This is a genomic window from Shewanella scandinavica, from assembly GCF_031932065.1.
Classification (GTDB): Bacteria; Pseudomonadota; Gammaproteobacteria; order Enterobacterales; family Shewanellaceae; genus Shewanella; species Shewanella baltica.
The window spans coordinates 174,906-192,820 of sequence record NZ_JAUOES010000001.1 but is presented as its reverse complement, the minus strand read 5'-3'; the positions used below and the strand labels follow the sequence as shown (position 1 = coordinate 192,820).

Here is a 17,915-nt window from a genome sequence, read left to right as displayed (position 1 = left end):
AGGGACTTTTACCATAAAAGTGCCTCCTCTTGGTGAGTTCAGTCGCGCTTTCTGGTAAGGTGCACTGGACAACTGGGACGGGACATTATGGAAAAGTACGAACAACTGCTCATTTCGCTGCGTCGAGTGATACGCGCTATCGACATTCATTCTCGCCAGCTAAACAAACACTCAGGTTTAACTGGGCCGCAATTGATGGTGATGCAGAAAATCGCCCAATTGGATGCGCCATTGGCGAAAACTGTGGCGGAAGAGATCACGCTGAGCCCTGCGACAGTGACGACCATTATCGATCGACTCGAGGGCCGTGGTTTAGTGATCCGTCTGCGCAGTGAGACTGATAAACGTAAGGTGCATTTATACCTTAGCGATGCGGGCCGAGCACTGTTACAGGACTCGCCTAAACCGCTACAGGATCATTTTATTAAGCGTTATCAGAATCTTGAAGAATGGGAACAGAGTCAATTGCTCTCTGCGGTTGAGCGTATCGCGACTATGATGGACGCCGATAAAATTGATGCGGCGCCTATGCTCTTGGTCGGAAAGATCCAAGGCGACGAGTAATCGTTTAGATCATGTTTTAAATGATTAGACGTTAAAATCGATTAGTTATTAAAATGAAAAAGCACTGAAGATTCAGTGCTTTTTTGCTTTTAACTCGATGTCGTTTAGCTGTGCATCTTTTACATACTTAAGCAGCAGGACAGCTTGTTTCAGCCACAGAGTTAATCAGAATTTCTTGTACTGGCGTGTTGGCGAAACCACCGCTACTTTTTGTTGGTACTATGCTGATTTGATCCGCCACATCCATACCGTCAACCACTTTGCCAAACACGGCATATCCATAACTACTTGCAGACGCATCCAAATGTGGATTATCTAACACATTGATAAAGAACTGTGATGTTGCAGAATTTGGATCATCCGTGCGAGCCATAGAGATAGTGCCACGTTTGTTGCTAATACCGACTGCGGCTTCATTTTTGATGGGGGCATCGCCTGGTTTGCTTTTGAGCCCTGTGGTAAAACCGCCGCCTTGGATCATAAAGTTATTAACGGTTCTATGGAATAAGGTGCCGTTATAGAAAGACTTATCAACATACTGCTTAAAGTTTTTACCTGTGATGGGCATGTTCGTTAAGTCAATGGCGAGTGTGATATCGCCTTTTGTGGTTTTCATTAAATAACACACATCCGCAGCTAAGGCTGGCGGAGTGGGATCGGGCTTCGGTGGCGTCGGCGTTAGATCACCATCTGTACTTCCTTCACAACCGGTTAAGGCTATGCAGCCGACAAACAGTAATCCTGATAACTTCTTCATTTCATATCCTTATTCTCAATCATCATTGGGGAGTTTCTGCTTTAGCGTTCCATCGAGCGAGCCTCTGGCGGATAAGCGAGGGCATATCAGGCTCCATGAATGTAATGTTGTTATTATGTTTCTACGCTGTAGCGAGATGAGATGTTGACAGAGGAGAGATAGGCTGTTCAAGTTATAAAGTGCAATTGATACAAAGTGTTGCACCGAACTCACTAGTCGATATGTTTTGGGTCTTATTCATTGGGTTTTAGTTCGAATGCTATGACATATAAATGTCTTACGCCTGTCATGTTATTTCTATGCCTTAGTTCCCTGAACAGTGCTTGTCTTTTGTAACTGCCTCTCGTTACTGCTTTTCGTCAAGGCCTTGAGAAGCATGCTTGCCCTCTTGCTGAACGCATGCCCCAAGTTGGTGCGTTCCATGTTTATTATTTCGATTGTCACTGCGCGCGAACTTAACTGAGTGCTTCTAGTAAGTTACTGATTTTTTGAAAAAGTTTTTTGTTATTTCTCTGAAATATTTATGTCATCTTCTTGTTACTTTTGGTTGGCATGGTTACTGTATATCTAAAGCTATGGATGAGCGGTCGCGGGGGCGACAAAATATGGGGCTGGAAAAGTTGCTGTATTTGCGGGGGGTTGGAGCAGAATTTACTGATTGTTTTGGCCAAGAGATCCATATTTCCGAGGTAGACAGGCAAGGTATCTTGACCTGTATGTTACAGGGAAAAAACACTGTGGCAGGGACTGCCATTGATGCTTCTGCTACAGAGGCGTTATCGAGTGATGCTGGGCTGACTAACGTCGATGCGGTATTGACCGAAGCGCTGATCGCCTCACAAATTGACTTGCTGGATGCCCGTCCTTGGACTCAGGTGTTGCCCGAATTCCATTGGTGTTTTGTGGATGAACCTTGGATAAGCCTTTGTTTACCTGAAACCTATACTTCAGATCTGAGTGTGGCGATTGAATGCGAACAGGGTGAGTCTATCGTATTTGATGTGCCGTTCTCGGCGCTTAAGTCGATTGGCGATTACCGCATTGAACAAACGCTTTATCTCCACTATCGCCTTGATCTTACGCAACTGGGATTAGCACGCCTCGATTTAGCTGAGGCCAAGACCCAAGCTTCCCCTGAACATTCAATGCCCGCTGAGACTGAGGCGGTGAATTTAGCGTCTTATTTCCTGAGCAGCCAAGAGTTCACTAACAACCCTGCCTTAATCAAAAACCAAGACTCATTTGCGCATGCAGCTGACAAAAATGCGAGTGATTTCTCTGTGTTAGGTTTGGGCTTTCATCGCATAGCCTTAAGCTTAAAACATGCTCTAGAGACAAGTGCACCAGCGCCAAGCTCAGCGCTACAGAGCAGTGTGACGGCTGAGGCTGATACCAGCACCTTGTTTTCTGGCACCTTAATGGTGGCACCGCGGGCCGCTTACCAAGGCGTACTCACGGCTGTCGCCCAAGGTAAACGCCATAAACCTTGGGGGATCAGCGTTCAACTCTACAGTTTACGCAGCGAGAGCCAATGGGGCATAGGTGACTTTGGCGATTTAGAACAACTGATCGCGCTGGTGGCGGCGCAGGGCGCGGATTTCATTCAACTCAATCCCTTGCATGCCCTCGACATTGCGGCGCCAGAGCATCCGAGTCCCTATAGTCCGTGCGATCGCCGCAGACTCAATCCTCTTTATATTCAATTACAAAGCGTTCCTGAATACCAAGCACTTACCACTGAATTTTCAAGCGCTTCTTGGCTAGAGGCTATCGCCTTACTGAATCGTGATAATTGGCTCGATTATCCTAAGGTGAGTGAGCTCAAATACCGTGCCTTTGAGCAGTTATATCGTGTTTTTTGTGACACGCATCTGGCGAACGACACGCCCAGAGCGCAAAGATTCCATGAGTTTGTGCGTGAGCAGGGCACTGCGCTGCAAGAGTTTGCTCAAGCGGAATACTTACGTAGCCCAAAAGCGTTTGTACAAGAAGAAGGTTTTTATCTTTACCTACAATTTGTGGCCGAAAACCAGTTACACCTTTGCCAGCTAAAAGCGAAAGAAGTGGGCATGGGGCTGGGATTAATCCGTGATTTGGCCGTTGGCGCAGCGCTGCAGGGCAGTGAAGTACAGGCCAATGCCGAGCAGTTTTGTTTGAATGCCAGTATCGGCGCACCGCCCGATCCCTTTGCGCCCCAAGGGCAGAATTGGGGCTTAACGCCCCTCGACCCGGTAAAGTTAAAACAACATAATTTTAGTCATTTTATCGCCTTGATCCGCGCCAATATGGAAAGCTGTGGTGCCTTGCGTATCGATCACGTGATGGGCTTACTGCGCCTCTGGTGGTGGCCACTGGATAAACAACTCGGCCAGGGTGCCTATGTGTATTATCCCGTCGAAACCTTGCTTGCCATCGTTTGCCTTGAGAGCCAACGTGCCCGCTGTGTGGTGATTGGTGAAGACTTAGGGCTAGTGCCACCGGACATTATTCATCGTCTCTACACCTCTGGCATTTACTCCAACGAATTGTTCTATTTCTGCAAAGACCATCAAGGCTTTAAATCACCGGATCAATATAAGTCCCAGAGCCTGATGATGCTGGCGAACCACGATGTGCCGACTTTAGTCGCTTGGTGGTGTGGCAGCGATTTACACCTGCGTCGACAGTTATCCCTATTTGATTCTGACGAACAATTGGGCGAGGCACTGGCTGGGCGTGAACATGAAAAGCAGCAGCTTATTTCACTGTTAGTCGCTCAAGGTCTGTTAGCCGAGGTGACGATAGCCGAACTCGATATTCAAACCTTGCTCACGGCTTGGATGACCTTAGGGGCTCGCGGCAGTAGTGCGCTGTACAGCGTACAACTGTGTGATTTATTAGCCGATCGCCATGCGGTGAACATTCCCGGCACTTGGCTCGAATATCCTAACTGGCAGCGGCGCTTACCTTTGAGTTTAACGCAAGTGTCGGCTTCGCCAGAGATATTGCAGCGATTACAAAATATCGCTGCGGCGAGACAGCTACCGAGTTAATGCTGCTGATCCAGTGCCACATTATGCCATTCCTAAAGGTTCGATAATTAGGAGGTGTTATGCGGATAAAGAGTGCCAATTTGCAAGTTTAATTGACTGATAAACGGAAGAAAAATGATGACTCAAGCCAATGCCTATTTTTACGATGGCGCCGACGTCGCCCTACTTAATGGTCAATACACTGATGTTTTTTCGCTCTTGGGTATGCACAGTGCCAACGAGGGTAAGGCATTAATTGTTCGTTGTTTTTTACGCAATGCCCTCAGTGTGGATGTGATCAGCATTAAAGATGGCCGCAAAGTAGCGAGTCTGGACAAAGTTAACGAGCAGGGATTGTTCGCCGGTACGCTGGGGCGACGCGTCAAACCGTTTCTCTATTTGCTGCGGGTAGAATACCCCCTGTGTCAGCTAGATATAGTCGACCCTTATCAGTTTGATTCACTGCTCAATAGCGACGATATTTACCTGTTTGGAGAAGGCAGCGCCGAGCGCGCGTATGAGTTTTTAGGCGCCAACTGGCGTCAAACCCAAGGCGTTGAAGGTGTGCATTTTTGTGTGTGGGCACCCAATGCCAAACGGGTTTCTGTGGTGGGGGATTTCAACCATTGGGACGATACTCGCCATGTGATGCGCCAACATCTTGCCAATGGTTTATGGGAGCTATTTTTACCCAATGTGGCCGAAGGCGCCCACTATAAGTTTGATTTGGTTTATCAAAATGGTGAGCGACATGCCAAGTCCGACCCCATGGCGACTCAAATGGAATGCGCGCCCAATAATGCTTCTATCGTGCCTAAAAAAGCCCATCACAGCTGGAATGATACCGCTTGGATGAGTAAACGCGCGGCGACTGCTTGGCATAAAGCGCCCATGTCGGCCTACGAAGTGCACTTAGGTTCGTGGCGTCGCAAGGGAGAGCAAGGTGAGCAATATCTTGATTATCAAGACTTGATTGAGCAGTTGATTCCCTATGTGAAGGAGCAAGGTTTTACCCACATTGAACTGATGCCGATCAGCGAGTTTCCCTTCGATGGTTCGTGGGGATATCAGCCCGTGGGTCTCTATGCACCGACCCACAGATTTGGCGATGCCAATGGGTTAAAAGCCTTTGTGGATGCCTGCCATCAGGCGGGAATTGGTATTATCCTCGATTGGGTGTCGGCGCATTTTCCTAAGGATCCCCACGGCTTAGTGCGTTTCGATGGCACTTGTCTGTATGAGCATGAAGATCCTCGCAAGGGCACACATCCCGATTGGGATACCTTGATTTATAACTATGATCGCGGTGAAGTGCGCAGTTTCTTGTTGAGTAATGCCTGTTACTGGCTGCGGGAGTTTCATTTCGATGGCCTGCGTCTCGATGCCGTATCTTCTATGTTGTACCTCGATTACAGCCGCGAGCCGGGCCAATGGCTGCCCAATGCCTATGGTGGACGGGAGAATCTCGAGGCCATTAGTTTCTTACAAATTTTGAATCAACGCCTGTACCAAGCTTTCCCCGGCATTTGCATGATTGCCGAAGAGTCCACCGCTTTTGCGGGGGTGACTAAGCCGACGGATCAGCAAGGTCTCGGCTTTGGCTTTAAATGGAACATGGGCTGGATGAATGACAGCTTAAGCTACTTAGGCCGCGATCCGCTTTACCGCCAATTCCACCATCATCAATTGACCTTCAGTTTGATGTACGCCTATACCGAGCAATTTATGTTGTCCGTGAGTCACGATGAAGTGGTCCACGGCAAGGGCTCGTTGCTGCATAAAATTCCCGGAGATGATTGGCAGAAATTTGCGACCCTGCGTGCCTATTACGGTTTTATGTGGGGGCATCCCGGGAAGAAATTACTCTTTATGGGCTGCGAGTTTGGTCAGCGAAATGAGTGGAACCATAACCAGAGTTTAGATTGGCACTTATTGGCTTATGAACCGCATCAAGGTGTGCAACGTTGGCTTAAAGATCTCAATCACTTATATCAAGCCATGCCAGCCTTATCGGTTCAGGATTACGAGGGGGCAGGATTCAGTTGGCTAGATTGTGAAAATAGCCGCGATAGCATCTTTACCTTTGTGCGTTACGGGTTAGCGGGTGATGCGCCGTTAGTGTTTGTCATCAATATGACACCCCAATTGCACACTGGATTCCGTATTGGTTTGCCCTTGGCGGGGGATTACCGCGAATACCTGAATAGCGATAGCCAGATTTATGGTGGCAGTAACCAAGGTAATGCGGGCACTGTCGTTGCTGAGTCGCTGCCGTGGCAGGGTATGGCGCAGAGCGCGCTGATCACTGTGCCGCCCTTGGGTTGCCTAGTGATAGGGCCTGCAACTGGATTGGCTGAGGCGAACTAGCATGCAAAAGCCCACAGCTGATGATATCAAGCTCAACCCTGACGCTAAACATAACCCTTCTCAAAATGAGAAATGGTCCTTGGGGGCAGGTGAGCCTTTTCCGCTCGGTGCGAGTGTTGAGGGTGATGGCGTCAACTTTGCGTTATTTTCAGCTAACGCGACAGCGGTCGAGTTATGCCTATTTGACGACAATGGCGAGCAAGAAATCGCGCGGATTGCGTTAACTGAGCAAACCCAGCAAATCTGGCATGTGTTTGTGCATGGGCTCAAGGCGAGGCAACTCTACGGCTATCGCGTTTATGGCCCCTATGAGCCTCAGCTTGGCCACAGATTTAACCCCAATAAGTTATTGCTCGACCCCTATGCCCGCCAGCTGGTCGGTGAGTATAGCGACCATGAGTCTAACTATGGTTACGAGCTGAATCACAAGGATGAAGACTTATCTTTCAGTAAGTTAGATAACGCTGCCTATGTGCCAAAATGTAAGGTTGTGGACATTCGTCCATTAATCGACATCGCCGCTAAGCAGTCGATTCAGCCCGTAGCGACGAGGTTTCAGCCCAAACCTCTAGAGCGCAGTATCATTTATGAGATGCACGTTAAAGGCTTTACGGCGGCGCATCCTGAGATTGAACCTAATAAACGCGCCACCTTTGCGGGCTTAGCGACTCAGCCTGCTATCGATTATTTGGCCGAACTTGGGGTGACGTGCGTCGAGTTACTTCCTGTACAGGCCTTTTTCACTGAACCATTTTTGCTTGAGAAAAAGCTTACTAATTATTGGGGTTACAACAGTATTGGCTTTTTTGCCCCCGAGCCGAGTTATCTGTCATCCGACGATATTGGTGAGTTTCGCGCTATGGTGGATGCACTCCACGGTGCGGGTATCGAAGTGATCCTCGATGTGGTCTATAACCACAGCGCCGAGGGCAGTCGACTTGGGCCAACCTTTAGTTTTCGTGGCATAGATAATCTCAGTTATTACCGCCTACATCCGAATGATAAGCGTTTTTACATTAACGATACGGGTTGCGGAAACACCTTAAATATCAACCATCCACGCATGTTGCAGCTCGTGTTAGATTCGCTGCGTTACTGGGTAGAAATCATGGGCGTCGATGGATTTCGCTTCGACTTAGCGGCCTGCCTAGGTCGCGAGGCCTATGGTTTTGATCCCGGCTCAGGTTTCTTCGATGCGCTGTTGCAAGACCCTGTGTTGTGCCGAGTGAAATTGATTGCTGAGCCTTGGGATATCGGCCCTGGCGGTTATCAATTGGGTAATTTTCCCGTGGCCTTTAGCGAGTGGAATGACAGATACAGAGACACTATGCGCCGTTTCTGGCGCGGCGATCACAGCATGTTGCCCGAATTTGCTAGGCGATTTCACGGCTCGGGGGATTTCTTCGAGCATGGCGGCCGTCCGCCTGCGACCAGTCTTAATTTTCTAACCAGCCACGACGGTTTTACCCTCAAAGATTTAGTGAGTTATACCCAGCGCCACAATTTGGCGAATGGGGAAGATAATCGCGACGGTCACCAAGAAAACTTCAGTCATCATTATGGGATTGAAGGGGAAACCGAAGATAGCGCAATTCTGGCACTTCGCAGTCGTCAACAACGTAACTTATTGACTACGCTATTTTTATCCCAAGGAGTGCCTATGTTGTTGAGCGGCGATGAAACGGGCCGCACCCAGCAAGGTAACAATAATGCCTATTGCCAAGACAATGAACTGAACTGGTTTGATTGGTCGGAAAAGGGCATGGACACTGAGCTGTTAGCCTTTACTCAGCAGCTTATCGCCCTGCGCAAACGTTTCCCGTTGTTATGCGCTAAACGCTTCATTCATGAACAGTTATTGGCCGAATCTTTAGCCGATACCGGTGCTCGCTTAGATTGGTTTAGTCGTCAAGGTGAGCAAATGACCAAGAGCCTGTGGACTGAATCTATGTGCCGCAGTTTATCTGTAGTGCTTTCGGGTGACCTAGAAGGCCAAGGTAAGCAGCAAGCTCTGCTGTTGATGGTCAACGCCGACGATAATCCTTTGGCATTTACGCCGCCGACCTTTGAGCACTTGAGTCCGTGGCAATGCCTGATCCACACCCAAACTGAGCCGCTGGATGCTCAGATCTCTACGACGCGATACTTGCTGCAAGATCGCAGTCTCATGCTTTTTCATGCTGATTTGATTTTCAAGAAATGAAGGAATTAACTATGACTGACGAAAGCGAACTGAGCCCAAATACCAGCGAAAAACCCGTATCATCCTCGCCAAAAGCGGCGAGTAAGAAGGCGCCAGCTAAGCGTCAGGCCAAGCCTAAAGCCGTTGAACCCTGTGAGCCCTGCGATGCCTTACCCGCTTCCTTTGAGCGCCATTTACGTTATGGACTCAGCCGTGGCGAAGGTGTGAGCTGCGAATTATTTCAAGCGTTGGCCTATAGCGTCAAAGAGCAGATGCTAGACAATTGGCGTCAAACCCGCATGGATGACAGCCATTTTCAGCGTAAGCAAGTGGCGTATTTATCCCTTGAGTTCTTGATGGGCAGGGCGCTGGGCAATGCCCTGCTGAGTTTAGATTTGCAACAAGATAGCCGTGATGCCTTGAGCAACTATGCGGTATCGCTAGAAGAGTTAGAAGAAGCTGAACATGATGCAGGTTTAGGTAACGGCGGCTTAGGCCGATTGGCGGCGTGTTTTCTCGATAGCTGCGCCAGCATGGATTTATCAGTGACAGGTTATGGCATACGTTACGAATATGGCATGTTCGCCCAGAAGATAGTCGACGGTTATCAGGTTGAGCGTCCCGACCGTTGGCTGCGCGAAGGCAATCCGTGGGAAGTGCGCGTACCCACCCACAACGTGACAGTGCCGTTTTTTGGCCACACAGAATCCTATGTCGATAAACAGGGTCGCAGGCACATTATTTGGGTTGAAACCCAAGATGTGCTCGCTGTCGCCTATGACATGCCAGTTCCCGGTTATCGTAATGGACGGGTAAATACCCTGAGATTGTGGAAGGCCGAAGCGACCGATGATTTTGATTTAGCTGAGTTTAACCAAGGCGACTACACAGAAGCCGTGGCCCGTAAAAACTTGGCCGAGCAGATCACTATGGTGCTCTATCCCAATGATGCCAGCGAGAACGGCAAAGAGCTGCGATTACGTCAGCAATACTTTTTATCCTCCGCCAGTTTGCAGGATTTACTCAAACGTTGGGTGAGTCGCCATGGCCATGATTTCACCCAGTTTGCCGCTAAAAATGTGATGCAGCTGAACGACACTCACCCCAGTATTGCCGTGCCTGAGTTGATGCGGTTATTGATCGACGAATACGGTTTGGAATGGGACAGTGCGTGGGCGATTACCAGCCAGACCATGGCGTACACTAACCATACCCTATTGCCAGAAGCACTAGAGCGTTGGCCCGTGCGCATGATGGCGCAGATGCTGCCACGCATTTTAGAAATCATTTATGAAATCAACGCCCGCTACTTAGATTTAGTCGCCCACCATTGGCCGGGGGACGCTAGCAAACTGGCGAGTATGTCGATTATTCAAGATGGCCCCCATCCCCATGTGCGTATGGCGTATCTGGCGATTGTGGCGAGTTTTTCGGTCAACGGCGTCGCGGGTTTACACACGCAACTGCTTAAATCTGGGTTGTTTAAGGATTTCTATGAGTTGTGGCCGCACAAGTTTAATAACCGCACCAATGGCGTGACCCCAAGGCGTTGGCTTGCCCATTGTAATCCTGCCTTAGCTAAGTTATTGACCGCCCATTTAGGTAAAGAGTGGGTGACAGATTTAAGCCAGTTAACGGCGCTCAATGCCCTCACACAGGACACGGCATTTATCCAAAAATGGCGTGATGTGAAGCAAGCCAACAAGTCTTTGCTGGCTAAGATGATTGCTAAAGAATGTGGCGTCGAGTTCGATCCATCTATGTTGTTTGACGTGCAAGTGAAGCGTATTCACGAATATAAACGTCAGCTACTCAATATCTTACATGTGGTCCATCTCTATCATCAGATCCAACAAGGCCACACAGAAAACATGGTGCCGCGCTGCGTGTTGATCGGCGGTAAAGCGGCGCCCGGTTACTTTATGGCTAAGTTGATCATCAAGCTCGCCAGCAATGTCGCCCATATGGTCAATTCCGATCCTTTAGTCACGCCTTATCTACGTTTTGCTTTCTTACCCAATTACAACGTCAGCGCCATGGAAAAAATCTGTCCGGGGACTGACTTATCCGAGCAAATTTCGACCGCGGGTAAAGAAGCATCGGGCACGGGCAATATGAAGTTCATGATGAACGGCGCACTGACGATTGGCACTATGGATGGCGCCAATATCGAGATGTTAGAGGAAGTAGGCTCAGAGAACTTCTTCCTGTTTGGACTCAATGCGGAGCAGGTCTCAGAGGTACGTAACCACTATCATCCACGCAGCATTATTGACGATTCACCGGCGTTATCTGAGGTGATGAAGTTACTCAAGAGTGGTCATTTCAATCTGCTGGAGCCGGGGATTTTCGATCCTATTATTGCCGCCATCGAAAGTAGCGACGATCAATGGATGACGGCCGCCGACTTTGACAGTTACCGAATTGTGCAAGAAGCCGTGGCGCGGGCCTATAAAGATCCGCAGGTTTGGACGCAGATGAGTATTCGCAATACCGCAGCCAGCGGGCGTTTTTCGAGTGATGTGACGATCGCGGGTTATCGCGATGAAATTTGGAAACTGTAAGGGCTGGGCTCTGGGTTATAAGTCTTGTTATAGCGGTTGAGTATAAGTGTTTGAAAGGAAAGCAACAATCAATGGAAGGAATGGGGAATGCAAGTGAGAAATACTCAGGGGAATACGGCAGTTTCTGCCGTATCGAGAAGCCATTTATGGGCAATCAGTTTGCCGATTTCGGAGTAAGAGCCTATGTCTAATGTTCGTTATATCAGTAATTTAACTCGTGAAACCTATGCGTTGATTTTAGCTGGTGGGCGCGGGTCTCGCTTGCATGAACTCACGGATTGGCGTGCTAAACCGGCGCTGTATTTCGGTGGTAAGTTTCGTATTATCGATTTTCCGCTGTCTAACTGCATTAACTCAGGTATTCGCCGTGTGGGTGTGGTCACTCAGTACAAGTCGCATTCCTTGATCCGCCATGTGATGCGCGGTTGGGGCCATTTTAAAAAGGAGCTCGGCGAGTCGGTGGAGATTTTACCCGCCTCACAACGCTATTCGGAAAACTGGTATCAAGGCACCGCCGATGCGGTATTCCAAAACATCGACATCATTCGCCATGAACTGCCTAAATACGTGATGGTGTTGTCGGGTGATCACGTGTATCGCATGGATTATGCGGGGTTATTAGCCGCCCATGCCGAGTCGGGTGCAGATATGACAGTCTCATGCCTTGAGGTGCCAATTGCCGAAGCTGCGGGTTCGTTTGGGGTGATGGAAGTCGACGACGAGATGCGCATTTTAGGCTTTGAAGAAAAGCCGCTGCAGCCTAAACATTCTCCGGGCAATCCTGAAATGTGTTTAGCATCTATGGGCAACTATGTGTTTAACACTGAGTTTTTGTTTGACCAGCTCAAGAAAGATGCCTTAAACGAAAGCTCAGATCGGGATTTTGGTAAGGATATTATTCCTGCGATCATCGAAAAACATAATGTGTTCGCCTATCCATTTAAGAGCGCTTTCCCGAACGAGCAAGCCTATTGGCGCGATGTGGGGACGTTAGACTCTTTCTGGCAAGCGAATATGGAGCTGTTATCGCCCACGCCAGCACTGAATTTGTACGATGCCAAATGGCCAATTTGGACCTTCCAAGAACAATTGCCACCGGCTAAATTTGTGTTTGATGACGACGACAGACGCGGCATGGCGCTGGACTCGATTGTCTCGGGCGGTTGTATTATTTCGGGTGCGACCGTGCGCCGTAGCGTATTGTTTAACGAAGTACGTGTCTGTTCTTATTCGTTGGTTGAAGATTCTGTGGTGCTACCCGATGTGGTCGTGCTGCGCCATTGCAAAATCAAGAATGCCATACTCGACCGTGGCTGCATTATTCCCGAAGGCATGGTGATAGGTTATAACCATGATCACGACCGAGCCAAAGGTTTTAGGGTGTCGGAAAAAGGCGTCACCTTAGTGACCCGTGACATGCTAGGTTTACCTGTGGGTTATGAATAGCGGTTGCAATTCATCCTTTGAGTCGAGAAGCATAACGAGTACAAACGGCTTAGAAACGGGCTTATGCACAAGCTTTAACTACGGGCATTAAGCTAAGTGCAAGATTAAGCCCTTAGATTTAGCGCTTAGGTACAGTCAGCTTATTAATAAGCCGCTGAAATGAAGTAGCGGGAGTATCCAATTAATTGAAACAACGCATTTTAATGGTCGCGGCTGAAAACGGTGCCCTTGCGGGCGCCAAGGTTGGCGGTATGGCGGATGTGATCCGTGACTTACCCGACGCTTTGGCGGGTGTGGATTTGTGCGCCGATGTGATTATGCCAAGCTATGGCTTTTTGACAGCGGTCGCGAATCAACCCCAAGATCTGGGTGAGTTAACCGTGGCCTTTGGCGGCCGATTGGAGCGGGTGCACGTGTTTGCCATGCCCCATCCTCAAGTGCCTGAGGCGATGATTTATCTGCTTGAACATGCCTTTTGGCAATCCGTTCCTGGGCAAATTTATAGCCAAGGCAGCGCCGAGCGTCCTTTTGCCGACGATGCAACTAAGTTTGCTTTCCTTTGCGCGAGTGTCGCCACGGCATTAGCCACGGGTCGAGTGCCAATGCCGGCTGTGCTGCATTTACATGATTGGCATGCGGGCTGCTTAGCTATGCTAAGGGCGTTTGTGCCTGAGTTCAGCGCACTTAAACAGATTGAGTGCGTGTTCTCCATCCACAATTTGGCTCTGCAGGGGATACGTCCCCTAAGCCAAGACTCGTCCTCGTTTGCGGCTTGGTTTCCCGAGTTATTTGCGTCTTTAACGCAGGGGCAAAAACAGCTGATCACAGATCCGCGTTATCCCCACTGCGTTAACCCAATGCGCATGGGGATAGTGCTGAGCGATAAAGTGCATTTAGTCTCACCCAGTTACGCCAAAGAAGTGTTGCAGCCGTCCAAACTTGAAGCGGGATTCTTTGGGGGCGAAGGGCTAGAGCATGACTTACAGCTCAAGGCTAATGATGGCAAAGTGGTGGGGATTTTAAATGGCTGTGTATATTCATCGGCAGCCGATGTAAACCCTAAGCCAAAGGCGCGTATTCAAGGGGCTGAGTTCAAACAACTGCTCAGTGCGATTGAGACTGCGTTAGTGCAATGGCAGGGACATCAAACCCAAGTGAGCGGCGTAGATATGATTGCCTTTGCGCGCACGCAAGCCCATTGGCGCCAAGCGATGGCAGAGCAAGTACCGAGCCTGTTACTCACTTCGGTAGGCCGTTTGACCGATCAAAAAGTCTTACTGCTGCGCCATCAATTGCCCTCGGGTTTATCTGTGCTTGAGACCTTACTTAAAGCATTGAAGCAAACAAAACCGACGGCGCTGCTGATTTTACTCGGCAGTGGCGATGCATCGATTGCTAAGTCTTTCCAAACGTTAGGGGCTAAATACGATAACCTATTATTTTTGCAAGGATACAACGAGGCGTTATCCGAAGCGCTGTATCAGCATGGCGATCTATTTTTGATGCCAAGCTCTTTTGAGCCCTGTGGCATCAGTCAAATGCTCGCGATGCGCGCGGGACAGCCATGTTTAGTGCATAGTGTGGGCGGTTTAAAGGATACCGTTGAGGATGGCGTTAATGGTTTTGCTTTTAGCGGCAATAGCTTAAATGAGCAAGCCGAAGCGTTTTTGCAAAGGTTGATGCAAGCCATTGCTTGTTTCGATGGGAAAACATGGTCACAAGTGCGTGCTGCGGCCATGGCGCAGCGTTTTGACTGGCATTCCATTGCTGAACAATATCGTCAACAACTCTATTGCAAAGTGTGATGCAGCAGATACAAAGTGTGATGTGGCAAAAGGAATTAACGCATGATTTCTAAGTGATTCTGCTACACTAGTGAGGGGAATGTTAAAATTGTATCAAGCCCCCTCATTTATTGGAGTCGCTCCCTGAGTCATGGATAAAGGTATTCTCTTTCCGTTAGTGCAAAATGCGGCTTTGCTGCTGGCGTTGGTCTTTTTGTACGACGTGATCCCTAAAAAGCATCAGCGGCAGTATTTCTTGCTGTGGCGCATCATTATTGGGATGCTCATCGGTGGTATTGGTATCACCATCATGAGCACGCCTTGGATATACCAACCGGGCGTTTTCTTCGATACTCGCTCGGTTATCCTCTGTATTTCTGGCCTCTTTTTCGGTGGTTTGCCCACCTTAGTCGCTGTCGTGATGACGGCGCTATATCGCATCAGTATTGGTGGCGCTGGGATGTGGATTGGCGTCGGCGTCATAGTGTCATCCGGTTTAATCGGGGTGATCTGGCGTCAATATCGTAAGTCTCTGTTAGCCAATATTTCAGGTGGAGAAATTTTTCTCTTTGCCTATACCGTTCATATCGTGATGTTGTTGTGGTTCGTATTTTTACCCAATGGCATCGGAATGCCCTTACTAGAACAAGTCACCCTACCTGTGCTCACCATTTTCCCCATTGCGACTTGGCTATTGAGCCGCTTGTTATCGCGACGTTTTGAATTAGAGCGTGATGAACAAATTCGCTTGCAGGATGATTTTCTTTTTAGGAGCCAATTTAACGCGGGCAATATTGGTATTGCAATAACGGGAATAGATAAAAAGTGGATAAAGGTGAATCCACGTTTATGTCAAATGCTCAAATATTCAGAAGCTGAATTGCTACGGATGACGTGGACGCAAATTACCCATCCCGATGATTTAGAAGCGGATGCGTCGAAATTTGAGCTTATGCTGCGGGGGGATATCGATAATTACGAGATGGATAAACGTTTTATCGTTAAAGACGGTAGCGTGGTTTACACCCATATGACAGTCGCCTGTAAGCGCGGTGGTAATCATGCCGTGCAGTTGGTGATTGCCGGATTTATTGATATCACCTCACAGGCCAGAGCTGATCAAGAGGTGCTCGCTAGCCGTGAACAACTCGAACTGGTGTTAAGCAGTAGCGATCTTGGGGTGTGGGATTGGGATATTCGTCATGATCGTATCGAACGTAACGCCCGCAGCGCCGATATTCTTGGCTGCGATGTTGATATGCTCAACGCTAATAGTCGCCAATGGATGGATGCGATAGTCGCCGAAGACAGACCTAAAGTGCTGCATTCGATTGAGGCCCATATTCGTGGCGAAACGGCGCAACATAAGATGGAATACCGCTTAAATACCGTAAACCGTAAGGTGCGGTGGATCCTTGATACAGGTAAAGTCGTGAGCAGAGATGCAAACAACAATGCCCTGCGGATGTGCGGAACCTATACCGATATTACCGACGCAAAACTTATCGAAGAATCCTTAAAATTGTCGGCACTGGTTTACGATAACAGCTCTGAAGCCATGAGTGTCCTCGATGAAAAGGGCGTGATTATTACCGTCAACGCCGCCTTTAGTGTGATGACGGGCTATCGTGAATTTGAAGTGCGGGACCAACATGTTCGGCTGCTTTATTGTGACCTCAATGGCCGTGATTTTTACACCAAAATGAACAATGATATCCGCGAGAAAGGCCAATGGCAGGGGGAAATGTGGCAGCGGCGCAAAAATGGCGAGGAATATGTCATCTGGTTAACCATCAATACCATTAATGACAAAGAAGGCCATCCCTATCGACGTGTTGCACTGTTCTCAGACATTACCGATAAGAAGCAAAATGAACATCTGATTTGGAAACAGGCTAACTACGATACGCTGACGGGGTTGCCTAATCGGCGCATGTTATTGGAGTATTTAAGCAGTGAAGTGAAAAATGCCGACCGCAATCGTAATCACTTTGCCTTATTGTTTTTAGACTTAGATTTCTTTAAAGAAGTGAATGACACCTTAGGCCATGCCATGGGCGATTTACTATTGATAGAAACTGCCAGCCGCCTAAAATCCTGCGTGCGTGATGCCGACGTCGTGGCGCGCCTTGGCGGTGATGAATTTACTGTAGTGTTAAGTTCGATGGACGATCATAAGGGCATTGAGCGCGTTGCCGAGAATATTCTGCGGCGAATTGCTGAGCCCTATGTGCTGGGGGAAGAAACGGCTTACATCAGCGCCAGTATTGGAATAACTTTGTATCCCGATGATTCGACTAGTATTGAAGGCTTACTTAAGCATGCAGATCAGGCTATGTATGCGGCGAAAGATCAAGGCCGCAATCGCTTCAACTATTTCACCCCGTCGATGCAGGAATACGCCAAATACCGCATGCGCTTGATCCAAGATTTACGTCAAGCGGTCGTGAATAAAGAATTTGAACTGCATTATCAACCGATTGTTGCCTTAGCAACGGGGGATGTGACTAAGGCCGAGGCCTTGATCCGTTGGCAGCATGTAGAGCGTGGTGCAGTATCACCTGCCGAGTTTATTCCGGTGGCGGAAGACACGGGCTTGATTGTCGATATCGGCAATTGGGTGTTCGAGCAAGCCGCGCGTCAAAGTGCGGCGTGGCGTCACGAGTTAGGGGTTGAAATCCAAATCAGCGTCAATAAATCCCCAATCCAATTTCGCGATGAAGGCACGCTGCTTAATGATTGGCTGAAGTTATTGCAAGATCTCAATATCACAGGCGCGGGCGTGTGCGTTGAAATTACCGAGGGCTTGCTATTGGACGCCAGTATGGGGGTGACCGAAAAACTACTGGCCTACCGTGATGCGGGCGTGCAAGTGTCGCTGGACGATTTTGGTACTGGCTACTCGTCACTCGCCTATCTGAAAAAGTTTGATATCGACTATCTTAAAATTGATCAATCTTTTACCCGCCATATTGATACCGATTCAAACGATCAAATTCTCTGTGAGGCGATAATAGTAATGGCCCACAAGCTGGGGATGAAGGTGATTGCCGAAGGTGTCGAAACCGAGGCGCAGCGCCAAGTGTTGTTGGCAGCAGGTTGTGACTACGGCCAAGGTTACTTGTTCTCAAGACCTGTGCCTGCCGCTGAATTCACCCAAAAATACCTGCAAGCTTCGCCTTTAGTTTCCCGTGTCTAAGAGGATATTGACCGCGGGATGATAATTGCCTATAAAAACGC

Annotated in this window: 9 protein-coding genes; 8 read left to right on the top strand and 1 reads right to left on the bottom strand. The window is 48.7% G+C overall.

Annotation, left to right across the window (positions count from 1 at the left end):
- Positions 1–87 precede the first annotated feature (87 nt).
- Positions 88–564 (top strand): MarR family winged helix-turn-helix transcriptional regulator, encoded by a 477-nt coding sequence (locus Q4Q50_RS00790; RefSeq protein ID WP_006080852.1) that lies wholly within the window; start codon positions 88–90, stop codon positions 562–564.
- 127 nt (positions 565–691) lie between these two features.
- Here the strand turns inward: Q4Q50_RS00790 and Q4Q50_RS00785 are convergent, their stop codons facing one another.
- Positions 692–1,321: a peptidylprolyl isomerase gene (locus Q4Q50_RS00785; protein WP_311897919.1), complete on the bottom strand. Its 630-nt coding sequence runs from the start codon at positions 1,319–1,321 to the stop codon at positions 692–694.
- A gap of 605 nt (positions 1,322–1,926) precedes the next feature.
- Here Q4Q50_RS00785 and malQ point away from each other — a divergent pair.
- The 7 genes from malQ to Q4Q50_RS00750 all read left to right on the top strand — a co-directional run bounded on the left by malQ (position 1,927) and on the right by Q4Q50_RS00750 (position 17,874).
- Positions 1,927–4,353 (top strand): 4-alpha-glucanotransferase, encoded by a 2,427-nt coding sequence (gene malQ, locus Q4Q50_RS00780; RefSeq protein WP_311897918.1) that lies wholly within the window; start codon positions 1,927–1,929, stop codon positions 4,351–4,353.
- 114 nt (positions 4,354–4,467) lie between these two features.
- Positions 4,468–6,699: a 1,4-alpha-glucan branching protein GlgB gene (gene glgB, locus Q4Q50_RS00775; RefSeq protein ID WP_311897917.1), complete on the top strand. Its 2,232-nt coding sequence runs from the start codon at positions 4,468–4,470 to the stop codon at positions 6,697–6,699.
- A 1-nt stretch (position 6,700) separates the two neighbouring features.
- Positions 6,701–8,902, top strand: coding sequence for a glycogen debranching protein GlgX (glgX, locus tag Q4Q50_RS00770; protein WP_311897916.1), 2,202 nt, complete (start codon positions 6,701–6,703; stop codon positions 8,900–8,902).
- 11 nt (positions 8,903–8,913) lie between these two features.
- Positions 8,914–11,445, top strand: a complete 2,532-nt coding sequence (locus tag Q4Q50_RS00765) for a glycogen/starch/alpha-glucan phosphorylase (protein ID WP_311897915.1) — start codon at positions 8,914–8,916, stop codon at positions 11,443–11,445.
- Positions 11,446–11,628: 183 nt separating this feature from the next.
- Positions 11,629–12,891 carry a glucose-1-phosphate adenylyltransferase gene (gene glgC, locus Q4Q50_RS00760; RefSeq protein ID WP_006080859.1) on the top strand — a complete coding sequence of 421 codons (1,263 nt, stop codon included), beginning with the start codon at positions 11,629–11,631 and terminating at the stop codon, positions 12,889–12,891.
- Positions 12,892–13,076: 185 nt separating this feature from the next.
- Complete coding sequence (locus Q4Q50_RS00755) at positions 13,077–14,696, top strand: glycogen synthase (RefSeq protein WP_311897914.1); 1,620 nt, start codon at positions 13,077–13,079, stop codon at positions 14,694–14,696.
- A gap of 130 nt (positions 14,697–14,826) precedes the next feature.
- A complete protein-coding gene (locus Q4Q50_RS00750) occupies positions 14,827–17,874 on the top strand; it encodes an EAL domain-containing protein (RefSeq protein ID WP_311897913.1) in 3,048 nt (1,015 codons plus the stop codon).
- The last annotated feature ends 41 nt before the right edge of the window (positions 17,875–17,915 follow it).